Consider the following 12,823-nt stretch of genomic DNA (forward strand, 5'->3'; position numbering starts at 1 on the left):
GGTTACATGGCTTCCCGTTTTTTGCGGTAATTGAGCAGCATATCCGCGAGTCCGAAAATAAATGCCACAATCTGGAATATGGGGACAAAGAGTACGAGGATGACTATCATAGCCTGCGATCCCGATTTTAACACAAGCCGGTGTTGCAGCAGGTACAGAATAAAAGCCAGTCCTTCAATACAGATAAAAAATGAGGCCAGCTGATCGGCATTGACGGCCAGTATATTCAGCCAGTCAATGTGCCGGGACGTCCCCCAGTATTTCATGACCATAGCCAGTATATATAAGTATACCATAGCCCGTGGAATTTCCCAAAGCCGGATAGGGGGAAAGGGCAGAATATTATAGCCTTTGCGTGCCAGGACCGGCTGGGTAATGCGGATCTGCAGGTAGACCGTCATGAGAATTCCCATGCAGACCTGAAGTGGTATCATGACGGGAATGGTCTTCTTCAGCATTTCGACTTCCTGATGGACAGCTACTACCTGGGCCGAAGCGGGATTGCTCTGTATATAATACGCTACGGCTTCATCGGCTGCCTGGTTCACAATCTGCTGAAGCATATCGTATAATGGTACCTTTCCGATGACAGTCACACCGAGACAGGCGAGCAGGGCAAGAGCGATGATGCCGCCTGCCACAAATCCGAAGATGCGCAGTGGGGCGATACGGCGGCTATACCCGGTTCCTACAGCAAAGGCCATGACAGCCGGGATGCCCCACTGCAGCGCCGCCAGCACAGGAGAGGCCATAAAAGCCAGGACCAGCACAGGACCGGCCGCCAGTAGCAATGCCACTGGAAGTCCATACTGGACACACAGGACCGGCAAGTAAAATATAAGAATCAAAGCTCCGATAAAGGGCAGTCCCGGCACCAGCGGGGCCAGCAGCGCCATGATCAGCAGCAAAGCAGCAAAGAAGACGCCTGCTGTCCAGTAACCGGCACGTGTCTGCTCCATAGAGTTCCACTCCTTCCAGATAAAAGGGCTATCAAAACTGACAGCGGAGGCATAAACCTCCGCTGCCTGCTGTATGCAATTTAGGCTATACTTCCATGATGATAGGCAGAATCATGGGACGCCGCCGTGTTTTTTCATAGAGATAGCGGCTCAGCGTATCCCGGACCTGCGACTTAATGACAGCCCATTCACGGATATTACCGGCTTCGCAGCGTTCCAGTACAGCTGCTACTTTTTCGTGGGCTTCACGCATGAGTTCTTCTGAATCCCGGACATAGACAAATCCACGGGATACGATATCCGGGCCTGCCAGAGCATGACTCGTGCCCTTTGCCAGGGTCATGACGACGATGACAACGCCTTCCATAGCCAGCTGCTGCCGGTCCCGGATGACGATATTACCTACATCGCCGACGCCGAGGCCATCGACAAAGACGCGTCCGGCATTGACATGGCCCGTCTTATGGCCGGAACGGTTGGAGAATTCGAAAATCTGCCCGTTATCGCCGATGAGGACGTGATCTTTCGCCACTCCCATCTGTACGGCCAGTTCCCCGTGTTTCCGCAGCATGCGGTATTCACCATGGACAGGGATGAAGTATTTCGGCTTGATCAGGCTGAGCATGATCTTCAATTCTTCCTGACTGGCATGGCCGGAAACATGCATTCTTTTATCCCGACCGGCAATGACCGTAGCGCCCAGCTTCATCAGGTTATCGATAGTCCGGCCCACACCGGTTTCATTGCCTGGAATCGGCGTTGCCGAGATAATAACCGTATCACCGGGCATGATGCTGACGCTGCGGTGATTATTAGATGCCATACGGGACAGGCCGGCCATAGGTTCGCCCTGGCTGCCCGTCGTCAGGATAAGCACCTGATCGGCTGGATAGCGGTTCAGTTCATCCGGTTCGATGAGCACGCCGTCCGGTACTTCCAGGTAGCCCAGATCAATGGCAATCTGCACGTTATTGACCATGCTGCGCCCGAGGACAGTAACTTTCCGTTTGAACAGTACGGCTGTATTGATAGCCTGCTGGATACGGGAAATGTTGGATGCAAATGTCGCCAGGATAATCCGGCCTTTCGCTTCGCCGAAGGCTTTGCGGAAGGCGACACTGACGGTTGTTTCCGACTCCGTATACCCCGGCCGTTCCGCATTGGTACTGTCTGACATGAGAAGCAGTACGCCGCGGCGGCCCAGGTCGGCAAATTTGTGGATATCCATAGGCAGTCCGTCTACCGGTGTCAGGTCCATCTTGAAGTCACCCGTATGGACAATGGTACCTACAGGCGTACGGAAGTAGAGAGCGCTCGCATCGGGGATGGAATGATTCGTATGAATGAACCCCACCTTCATACAGCCGATCTGCACTTCATCTCCATGATGCACTTCGTTTAACTGATAATTTGTAATATGATTTTCTTTTAACTTTCCTTCAATGAGACCGCAGACGAGTTTCGTCGCGTATACAGGCGCATTCACTTCATTCAGCAGATAGGATAAGCTGCCGATGTGGTCTTCATGACCATGCGTAATGACAATAGCCCGTACTTTATCTTTGTTTTCAATCAAGTAACTCATGTCGGGGATGACCAGGTCGATACCGAACATGTCATCGTCAGGAAATGCCAGCCCGGCATCGATGACAACAATATCATCGCCGTACTGGATAACGGTCATGTTCTTACCGATTTCACCCAGGCCTCCCAGAGGAATTACAAGAAGTTTTTCCTTCTTAGCCAATTTCTTACCTCCTATACATATTTGGGTTCGTGCTGTATCCGCTCAAACTACTTACTATTATTTTCTTTTATTTTGGGCTATCTGTCAATAACTATCGATTTTCTTTGACAAGAATTTTTCAAAATAACGATAAAAATATACACTATATGCCTGGCAAAAAGCATATATTATTTCTGGTCGCCGACCTGAAGCACGAGAATATTGCCATCTTTATCTTCTACCGCTTTTTTCTTAACTGATTCTGGTACAGTGAGATCAATCCCCTGAGGCAGCAGAGACCAGTCACAGTCAAAAGATACCGTACTATTCATGGCAAACTGTTTGGCCATAGCCAGTTCCGCTTTCTTGTCCGGTGCATAATCTGCTGCCTTATCGGCTATAGCCGATGTGACAGACCGCATCTGTGCCGTCAGCGGTACCGAGACATGGGTAATCCGGTGGGAACGGGGGTCAATGGTCAGCTGGGCCGATACATCGCCACTGTCCTTCAGAGCCAGAAGGACGGATTTCAACAGTTCCCGGTCCTCCGCTTTCGTAAGTCCCTGTTTTTCCCATTCCTTTTCGTCGCCATCTTTATAAATGCGGGACATATCATAGACGACATTATACCGGTCACCGCCGAGGGCCGTCACCGATTTAACGCCATTCAGGACATCTTTGTGCTGTTCATGACGAATGATTTCTGCCATAGAACGGCCGTCTTTCAGAGGTATAGATGCTTTCTTCCATACTGTTTTGGACGACTTGTTTTTATTCCGTTCTGTCTGGGGATAATAAATGACCAGTCTGGCCCCGTCCTGTTCCATGTAACCGGAAACTTTTTCACTATCCCCGCCCTGGCTGCTTGTCGCCCACGTGTCGAAACGGGCTTTTGCTTCTGGTTCCAGCTGGATAAACGCCTGCTGATGGCCCGTAACGGTACCAACAAAGGGCATGACAATCTTCACCTGGGTCGTATACGTCCCTTCCGGATGGGTACTCATCGTATTCACTGCATCCATATAGGTCTGCTGCGGTGTCGCCGCAAAGGCCGCTCCGCCGATGGTACAAATTGCCGCCGCTGCCAGGGCAGCCTTTTTCAGTTTTTTTGTAAACATAGTATCACCTCACACCGGGGCTATTGCAGGCCCGCCTTTTTATATAATTCATAGAAGTGATGGATCGGTCCGTGCCCCTTGCCAATCGGTTCGGCATGGGCAATCCCTTCATACACATACTGCTTGGCTTCCGCCACGGCATCGGTAAGGCTCATGCCATTAGCCAGGTCTGAAGCAATGGCGCTTGACAACGAACAGCCTGTACCGTGGGTACTCGTACTGTCTACGCGTTTGCCCTTGAAGTAATGGAGTTCCTGACCGTCAAATAAAATGTCCGTAGCATCTTCCACGCGGTGCCCGCCTTTGACCAGGACGGCCCTGGCACCCATGGCACTGATAGCTTTAGCCGCATCTTCCATGTCGGACAGGTTTTCTATCGTCTTTCCCGTCAGCACTTCTGCTTCAGGAATGTTTGGCGTAAGGACATCGGCCAGTGGAAGCAGGACTTCTTTCAGCGTCTGTTCCGCTTCGGGGACGAGCAGCCGGTGTCCGCTGGTAGCTACCATGACCGGGTCAATGACGACGAAGCGCGGCTGATACTGCCGGAGTTTATCGGCAATGACGCGAATCGTTTCCGGCACACTTACCATGCCTATTTTGACGGCATCTACGTCGATATCTTCAAAGACAGCATCAATCTGGTCGGCAATGAGATCCGGCGTTACATCCATATATCCGCGTACGCCCTGTGTATTTTGCGAAACAACAGCCGTAATAACATTGAGGGCAAAACAGCCGTGGGCACAAAAGGTCTTGCAGTCCGCTGCCGCACCGGCACCACCGGACGGATCTGTACCGGCAATCGATAACACATGTTTCATATATAAAACCTCCCAAGAGTCAAAATCACATTACTGGGCAGCCTGTCCCAGGAACAGGCGCGCGCCAGCCGGGTGCAGATATAAAAGCAATTTTCCCTTTCCGAAGTTCCCATCATAGGGATCATACGAAACCAGGGCCATACTGGCCGTCTTGAATCCTGCAGGAGAACCGGTCCAGGCTTCGGTCCACCGGTCCAGATACGGCTGATGTCCGACAATCAGCAGTGTATCCATTTCCGGCAAGGCCTTCAGCTCCTCATACAGGCCGGAAAGGTCGCCATCGCCTATGTAGCAATCCGTGCGGATGGCGGCCGGCTGCAGGGACTGGCTCATGATATCTGCCGTCTGACAGGCCCGGATAAGCGGGCTCGTCCAGATGCGGGTCGTACCACCGGGCCACCATTTCCGGGCCAATGCCGCCATATCACGGACATCCTGTATACCCCGGCTGGTCAGAACGCGTCCGCTGTCATCCTGCCCGTCCCTGTATGGTTCCGCTTTACCGTGACGCATCAAACAAATATACATATAAATCCTTCTCTCTCAGCTACGGCTCATTCCGCCACATGCTCCAGCCCTACTTTCAGCAGGGTATATACGTGTTCATCGGCAAGGGAGTAATAAACCGTTTTTCCCTGACGCCGGAACTGGACAAGCGCCGCATCCCGGAGGACACGCAACTGGTGGGATACGGCCGATTGTTCCATGACCAGTTTGTCCGCCAGATCACTGACACAACACTCTCCTCCCATCAGTGCCTGCAGGATGCGCAGGCGCGTCGGGTCACCAAGGACCTTGAAAACACCTGCCAGCGGCACGATATATTCCTGTGGCACCGGAGCCTGCTGTGATGTTTCCTTTTCTGCCACTATTTCTCTCCCCTATTCCGTCTGGCATATGACTGCCACATATTATTGAATATCTTATTATATCATATGCGCATGATTTCTACAGCCTTTTTGTAGAAAAGTATTCTAAAAAATTTATAATATGTCTGAATATATCTGATTGCCGTGTTTCTATGACCGGGCCAGTTCGTCATATACCGCCCGGGTAAAATACGAAAGCCCATAAAACAGACGGGGTTCATCGGATACGCCATCCGCCATGAGGCATAAAATGAACGGTCCGGACGGAGCATAAATGAGTCCGCAGTCATGGTATATGCCATCCAGTTCCCCCGTCTTGTGATCCACCCGTACCGTATGAGGCAGCTGGGCCGGTAGGATGCAGTTATCTTCCTGATGGCTCAGGATATCCAGCATGCGCTGATCCCGGGCGGCATCGACGGCATGTCCTCGTGAAAGGAGCGAAAAAAAGCGCCCCATATCGGACACGGTCGTCATATTTTCCCGGCCATCCCGGCTGGCGATAAAGTCCATCATCTTGCGCTGCAGGATAGTGTGAGTCATTCCCAGACGCCGGATTTCCTCGTTGACCGCATCCATTCCCAGGCGGTCGATGAGAACGTTGGTACACGTATTGTCGCTTTCGACAATCATATGAAAAATCAGCTCGGAAATCGTGGCCAGTGTCCCGCCCCGTTTATAATAGGATCCGCCTTCTACGGGACTGGTAATCCGCAGCTTTTCCGAAAAAGATACCGTCCCTTCCTTTTCCTTGCGGAACAATGTACTCATGATGGGTAATTTTATCAGACTGGCCGACGGCAGGACCCGTTCATGATAGACAACGGGAGTCCCCTGCTCCAATGGGCGGCAATAGATGGACAAGTCCGTGCCGGCCGGAAGATATGGCGTCAGATGTTCTTCAATCCATTGACTATTCATGGTATTCTTTTCCCTCCCGTTTTTCCTTTTCCTGACAATCCCGGCACAGCCCGTATAATTCCAACCGGTGCCCTACCAGTTCAAATCCTGTTTCTGCTGCAACCTGTTTTTCAAAAGCCGAAAGAGGACAGGCCGAAATATCTACTTTTTTATGACACCGGATGCAGATGAGGTGATGAATATGACCGGGTACGCGCAAAAAATACCCGTAGCAGCGCACTTCCGGCAGGAAATCTTTTTCCACCAGTTTTTTTTCTTCAAATAAATCGAGTACGCGGTATACTGTAGAAACATTGACCGATGCCCCTCCGGCCAGGAGCTTCTGATAAATTTCTTCCGCCGTCACCAGTCCTTGCTGCTGCAGGAGCACTTCCAGTACCCAGCGCCGGGGCCGCGTATTTTTCATGCCATATTTATGGAGACACAAATCATATTTTTGCAATTCTGCCATCCTGTTACACCCCTTCCGGCCGTTTTTCCAATACCGTCCGCAGCTGTCTGCCAGCAATGACCAGAAGCAGCAGCAATACGGAAGTAATAGCCGTCACGCCACCTGGTGCCGCATCAATCCAATACGAAACAAACAGTCCGGATAAAATATCGATAAAGCTGAATACGACAGACCACTGCAGTGTACGGCGGAACCCCTGCTGCAGCTGGAGCGCCGTTGCTACCGGCAGAGCAATGAGTGAACTGATGACCAGGATACCGACGATGCGGATAGAAACAGAAATCGTCGCGGCTACGAGAATGGCAAAAATGTAATTAATAGCCCGGCAGCGGATGCCCGCGATGCGGGCCCCGTCTTCATCAAAGGTAATCATGACCAGCTGGGGATACAGCCAGAGAATCGTAGTGAGGGAAATGATACTGAGGATGACCACAGACCATACATCCGCTTGCGATACGGTAAGGATACTGCCAAACAGGAAGGACTCTACATTCGTATGGACCAGTCCGGCACTGATGATGGTAATGGCAATGCCGACGGAAAGTGACAGCACGATAATCAGCACGAGTTCGGCGTAGCGGCGGAACATGTTGCGCAGCACTTCGATGAGAACGCCAAAAAAGCTGGTCAGGCAAAACGCGCTGATAATAGGATTGACATCGATGAGGAGTCCCACGGCAACCCCTGCCAGCGATGCATGGGCCAGGGTATCTCCAATCATAGAGTAGCGGCGCAGGACGAGGAACATGCCTATCATGGGACAGACGACAGATATGAGAAGAGCTACGATAAAGGCATTCTGCATAAAGGTGTATTCAAACATAGGATTCACTCCCTGTATTTTCAGAAACATATTCGCGGATATACTCATCAGGCGAGCAGAGATGACCGCTGCCACCGGCTACGTGGTACATATATTGGGAATTGCGCATAGCCGCCCGCAGATTATGTTCCACTGTGACGATGGTGATGCCATGCTCTGTATTGAGCTGTTTCAGGAACGGATATAATTCTGCCTGGGACTTGACATCAATTCCCGTAGACGGCTCGTCCAGTATGAGAAGGTCTGGATGGGCCATGAGAGCCCGGGCAATGAATACTTTCTGGCACTGCCCGCCTGACAGGTTTCCGATGAGTGATTCCCCGTAGGCATCCATTTTCATGAGCCCCAGATAATGGCTGACCGCTTCTTTATCCTTTATGCCGAGGACTTTACGGTATGTATTCATCACTTCACGCACCGTAATGGGAAATTGGCGGTTCAGCGTTTCAAACCGCTGGGGCACGTAGCTGGTCCGCTTGAAATCATTGACCAGTGTGCCCCTGGATGGCTTTAACAGCCCGAGAAGCAATTTTATGAAGGTACTTTTTCCAGATCCGTTTTCTCCTACAATAGAGATATAATCCCCATTGTGGATAGTCAGATTCAAATCGCGCAGCAAATAGGGTGTCCCCGTTTCATATGCGTAATAGACATGAGATATGGTAATCATAAGGCAGTCTCCTCTGTATATTGACAAGTAGTGTAATATATTATATCCTAATCCTAACTGCAAGTGCAAGTGATTTGCATTTATATATCTTTTTCATTCATAAGATAGGAAGCTGCCTGCATGAAACGTCTTTTCTATATATTCACCATCCTGTTGCTTCTCCTGCTCGGCGGATGTGCCCCGGAAAACCAAAAAACACCTCCTCCAGAAGCGGGAAAACTCCCGGTCGTCGTTTCCTTCCACGCTATGGGAGAACTGGCCCATGCCATCGGCGGAGACAAGGTCGATATCCACATGATCATACCGGAAGGGGAAGAACCGCATGACTTCCAGCCTAAATCATCCGATTTGACGGCCTTATCCCAGGCCCGTATCTTTATCATCAACGGCTGTGGACTGGAAACCTGGGCTGATAAAGCGGTAGAAGCAGCGGGAAATGAACAGCTTGCCGTTGTCACGGCATCAGACGGAGCCGATATCCACTATGTAGAAATGAAGCAGATTCTGCCCGGCCGGAAGCCGGAAAAACAGGCCGATCCTCATGTCTGGCTGAGTCTGAAAAATGCCAAGATAGAAGCGCGCAACATACGCGATGCTTTCGCCGCAGCTGACCCGGACCATGCAGACTATTATACCCAGCGGTATATGGAATTTGTCCAGAAAACAGATGCGCTGTACGCCCGTTACCAGCTGAAATTTAATACGGCCCCATCCCGGACGTTCGTCACCGGTCATGCAGCCTTTGCGTATCTGGCCCGGGACTTCGGCCTCCGCCAGCTCAGTCTGACTAATGTCTTTGCCTCGGGAGAACCCAGTGCCCGTCATATGACAGAATTGGCTGATGCCTGCAAAGCCGCCCATGTCCAGACCATTTTCGTAGAAAACATGGAAAGTCCCAAAATAGCGGAAACCCTGGCCCAGGAAACGGGAGCCAGCCTGGAATCGATAGATACGCTGGAAGAAGGAGACGAGGACGAAACGTACCTTTCTGTCATGGAAGACAATCTGGAAAAAATATACACATCCCTCCAGGAATCGTAATTAAATAAAAAGAAAGGGGGCCGCAACATGAGCATTCCCGTTCATGTTGCGGCCCCCTCTCTTTTATCTATTGATAGTAATATTATCGTTTATTAGAAGCGCGCCATATGTGCTGGGCTTCCGCCGCACGAATCAGAGATTCGCGGAAATCGGGATGGGCAATGGCAATGAGAGCTTCTGCCCGCTGCCACGTCGTCCTGCCTTCCAGTTCTGCTATCCCGTATTCCGTTACGATACACGGAGCTATGGCCCGTACCGTCGTAACGATATCGCCATGTGAGAAAAACGGCTGTATGCGTGAATGTACGATACCCTGCCGGTCTGTATACGTCGAAGGCATAGTCAGAAAGGCCTGCCCATGAGGAGACCAGAAGGCACCGCTAATAAAATCGACCTGTCCCCCCGAGCCGCTGATATGCCGGAGGCCAGCCGATTCCGAGCAAACCTGTCCATATAAATCGACGGCCAGGCAGCCATTGATAGAAACGAACTGGTTCAGCTGACGGATTTGATCCACGTGATTGACATATTCAATAGGGGCTGATAGTAATGCCCGGTTGTGATCGACGAAATCGTACAGTTCCGTGCTGCCGGCACAAGTACCATACACGCCTTTGCCCGGCAGGAGTTCTTTTCTGCGATTCGTTATCTTCCCTGCCTCATACAGTTTCAGGCAGCCATCACTGAGATATTCCGTATGCATGCCCAGATCTTTCAGATCCGAATCGGCAATGAGCATCCCCAGGGCATTGGGAATACCGCCGACACCGATCTGCAGCGTCATACCGTCTTTCAGATAGGGGAGCAGCCAGGCCGCAATTTTCTTATCGATTTCCTGTACGGGCGGATTGGGTGCCATAAGCACCGGTACATCACTTTCCACGATAGCATCAATATCGGAAATATGAATAAAATCTCCTCCCAGGCCGTACGCTTCCGGCAGGTTGGGGTTAACTTCGACGATGATGCGGTCTGCTGCATCGAGAGCGCCCTGAGTGGCCGACGGATTGCAGGCAAAACTGAAGTTCCCATGACGGTCCATAGGAGAAACGGTCATCATGACAACATCGACCGGTGCCATTCCCCGACGGTAATATTCTGCCAGATGACTGTACTGAATCGGGGCGAAATAAGCCCGGCCTTCATTGACATCCCTGCGGTCTATCTGGCTGCTATGCCAGGTATGATACGTAAAAGATACGCTATGGGGATCTTTTTCCAATATCTGCGGCCGTTTCAGGCAGAACATGCAGCGGATCTTCACATCGGCCAATTCCCCTGTCCGTTCTGCCAGGGCCTCATCGAGAAGCTGGGGAAAGGTAATACCCTGGGTGTAATCGACCCAGTCCCCGTCGCGGATCAGCTGCACTGCCTGCTGCGGTGTACAGCGTTTGCTCATGTATTCACTCTGGTAATCCATCAGCTCATCTCCCATCTGACTGACGCCGTTTCTGCCTGACAATCCCTATTATCGTTCCTTGATGGCCTTGACGATGCGTTTCATCCCTTCGGCTATGATAGAGCGCGGCATGGCCAGATTGAGGCGGATATAGCCCTTGGCGTTATCGACAAAGAGCGCATCTCCTCCTTCCAGCAGTACGCCGGCTTTATTGGCCATAAAGTCAGGAATATCTTCCACATCGCCGAGATACGGATTCATGTTGACCCATGCCAGATAGGTTGCCTGGGGGATCTGGAAGGTGATATCCGGGAGTTCTCTGTCCAGAGTGTCCTTCACAAACTGGAAATTCCCGTCCAGATACGTCTTGAGCTGGTCCAGCCATTCACTCCCGTGTTCGTAAGCTGCCTGATGGGCGGCGATAGAAAGGGGATTTACGTTCATGGCATAGGCATTGGTCGTACCGATATAGAGATCGCGCAGCCCTTTATCGCGGATGATGATTTCGGCAAACATCATACCTGCCATATTGAAGCACTTGGAAGCTGACGTGCAGGTAATCAGTTTTTGATAATCCGGCATGATTTTAGCCATAGGAATGTGATGGACCCCCTGCCGGAGTATATCACAATGGATTTCATCACTGATGATCCAGAGATTATATTTTTCTACAATAGCCGCTACTTTCCGCAGTTCGTCTTCCGTCCAGACGCGTCCCGTCGGATTCTGGGGATTACACCAGATGAGAAGCTTGGCCAGCGGGTTGGCTGCATCCCGTTCAAGGGAATCAAAGTCGATAGACCAGTTGCCTTCGTCATCACATTTCATCTTATTATGAATAGCATGTTTGTGCCGTTCATCGACAGGGTGTTGAAAATATCCGTATGCCGGCGTATTGATGATGGCATAATCATGGTCGCCCAGGAGCAGATCTACCAGCGTATACAAAGCCGGTATGATTCCCAGGGAAAAGCAGATTTCTTCTTTCGGATAGGTCCAGCCGTACATCTTTTCACTCCAGGCATTGTAAGCCTGGAAAAATTCCGGTTCAAACACCTGGCTGTATCCGATAATGCGCTTGTCGGCCCGGTCTTTGATAGCCTGGATAATAGCCGGGCACATGGCAAATTCCATATCGGCTACCCACATGCGGACAAATTCATCGTCCTTGAACGGAAAGGTCTTTTTCCCTTCAAAATCATGGAAAATGTAGCCACGGAACCCATCCGTATTGAGTGCATTCGTATGTCTCCTATCGACGATTTCATCAAAATTATACTTCATGTATCCTACTCTCCCTTGCTAAAAAATATACCATAAGACGCCTTGCTATAATTACTATATCAAGAAATGCATCCCCCGGCAAATATTTTATACTATACCGGCATGCCACATATTCACCAATTTTCTACAAATATGTGATTATTCAGAATTATAATTATTATAGGTAAGAGCTCTCTGTTTATGCTTATACTATATCAGTTCCGATGTCCACTGGCAAAAGCCCCTATGTTTCGTTTAAAGACATAAACATAGTCATTATGTTTCTTTAGGTGAAACATAAGAGCCAATCATCTTCCAATTTCATCAGAAGACATGTTTTTTCAATTGTTTTTTTTATTTTGAATATTTTAAAGAAACAAAAAAACGTGTACAATGACATCAGAGGTGATTTCATGTCTCTGGTAACAGAAAATACGGGTAAGGCAATCCGTACATTCCGGAAAAAGAATAAGCTGACCGTCCAGGAACTGGCGGATCGTATCTGTAAGAGCAAAGCAACAGTTTCCAAATATGAAAGCGGTAAAATTTCTTTGGATTTGGATACCCTGTTCGATATTGCACAGGTATTACAGGTCCGCCTCGAGCAGTTATTATACATGCCACCGGAAAATGTCCCAACAGAAACTGTAACCGTTCCCAATTTCTTCAAAAATCTGAATCACATGTACATATATATGTATGATGGCCGTAATAACCATCTGAACCGTACGATTATCGATGTATTTCCGGAAAATCAGCATA

At 50.1% G+C, this 12,823-nt stretch carries 14 protein-coding genes; 2 read left to right on the forward strand and 12 right to left on the reverse strand.

The annotated features are described in order from the left end of the window. Positions 1-2 precede the first annotated feature (2 nt). From B2U90_RS12175 to B2U90_RS12220, 10 genes are all read right to left on the reverse strand, one after another. A complete protein-coding gene (locus B2U90_RS12175) occupies positions 3-959 on the reverse strand; it encodes a DUF2232 domain-containing protein (protein WP_059077017.1) in 957 nt (318 codons plus the stop codon). A gap of 85 nt (positions 960-1,044) precedes the next feature. Continuing rightward, entirely contained in the window at positions 1,045-2,706 is a 1,662-nt protein-coding gene (locus tag B2U90_RS12180; protein ID WP_059077018.1) for a ribonuclease J, read from the reverse strand. Between the two features lie 167 nt (positions 2,707-2,873). Next, a complete protein-coding gene (locus B2U90_RS12185) occupies positions 2,874-3,803 on the reverse strand; it encodes a hypothetical protein (RefSeq protein ID WP_059077019.1) in 930 nt (309 codons plus the stop codon). Positions 3,804-3,823: 20 nt separating this feature from the next. Beyond that, positions 3,824-4,624 (reverse strand): bifunctional hydroxymethylpyrimidine kinase/phosphomethylpyrimidine kinase, encoded by an 801-nt coding sequence (gene thiD / locus B2U90_RS12190; protein WP_059077020.1) that lies wholly within the window; start codon positions 4,622-4,624, stop codon positions 3,824-3,826. 30 nt (positions 4,625-4,654) lie between these two features. Continuing rightward, entirely contained in the window at positions 4,655-5,152 is a 498-nt protein-coding gene (locus B2U90_RS12195; RefSeq protein ID WP_059077021.1) for a SixA phosphatase family protein, read from the reverse strand. A gap of 26 nt (positions 5,153-5,178) precedes the next feature. Further along, on the reverse strand, positions 5,179-5,493 hold the full coding sequence (locus B2U90_RS12200) for an ArsR/SmtB family transcription factor (protein ID WP_059077022.1): 315 nt from the start codon (positions 5,491-5,493) through the stop codon (positions 5,179-5,181). A gap of 150 nt (positions 5,494-5,643) precedes the next feature. Beyond that, positions 5,644-6,414 carry a serine hydrolase gene (locus B2U90_RS12205; RefSeq protein ID WP_059077023.1) on the reverse strand — a complete coding sequence of 257 codons (771 nt, stop codon included), beginning with the start codon at positions 6,412-6,414 and terminating at the stop codon, positions 5,644-5,646. Then, positions 6,407-6,865 (reverse strand): Fur family transcriptional regulator, encoded by a 459-nt coding sequence (locus B2U90_RS12210; protein WP_292017918.1) that lies wholly within the window; start codon positions 6,863-6,865, stop codon positions 6,407-6,409. The genes B2U90_RS12205 and B2U90_RS12210 overlap by 8 nt, the downstream gene beginning before the upstream one ends. 4 nt (positions 6,866-6,869) lie before the next feature. Then, positions 6,870-7,688: a metal ABC transporter permease gene (locus B2U90_RS12215; RefSeq protein ID WP_170086983.1), complete on the reverse strand. Its 819-nt coding sequence runs from the start codon at positions 7,686-7,688 to the stop codon at positions 6,870-6,872. Next, entirely contained in the window at positions 7,681-8,358 is a 678-nt protein-coding gene (locus B2U90_RS12220; protein ID WP_059077026.1) for a metal ABC transporter ATP-binding protein, read from the reverse strand. Before B2U90_RS12220 ends, B2U90_RS12215 begins: the two co-directional genes overlap by 8 nt. A 120-nt stretch (positions 8,359-8,478) precedes the next feature. On the opposite strand from B2U90_RS12220, the gene B2U90_RS12225 reads away from it, so the two are divergent. Further along, positions 8,479-9,399, forward strand: coding sequence for a metal ABC transporter solute-binding protein, Zn/Mn family (locus B2U90_RS12225; RefSeq protein WP_292017919.1), 921 nt, complete (start codon positions 8,479-8,481; stop codon positions 9,397-9,399). Between the two features lie 82 nt (positions 9,400-9,481). On the opposite strand, the gene B2U90_RS12230 is transcribed toward B2U90_RS12225, so the two are convergent. Together B2U90_RS12230 and B2U90_RS12235 are read right to left on the reverse strand one after the other, a co-directional pair. Continuing rightward, positions 9,482-10,819, reverse strand: coding sequence for an acetyl-CoA hydrolase/transferase family protein (locus tag B2U90_RS12230; protein ID WP_292017920.1), 1,338 nt, complete (start codon positions 10,817-10,819; stop codon positions 9,482-9,484). A 48-nt stretch (positions 10,820-10,867) separates the two neighbouring features. Then, positions 10,868-12,082, reverse strand: coding sequence for a MalY/PatB family protein (locus tag B2U90_RS12235; protein ID WP_292017921.1), 1,215 nt, complete (start codon positions 12,080-12,082; stop codon positions 10,868-10,870). Between the two features lie 392 nt (positions 12,083-12,474). On the opposite strand from B2U90_RS12235, the gene B2U90_RS12240 reads away from it, so the two are divergent. Further along, positions 12,475-12,823 (forward strand): helix-turn-helix domain-containing protein (locus B2U90_RS12240; protein ID WP_292017922.1); only part of this gene is annotated, 349 nt, incomplete at its 3' end.

The sequence above is a fragment of the Megasphaera sp. UBA4233 genome, from assembly GCF_002395615.1.
Classification (GTDB): Bacteria; Bacillota; Negativicutes; order Veillonellales; family Megasphaeraceae; genus Megasphaera; species Megasphaera hexanoica.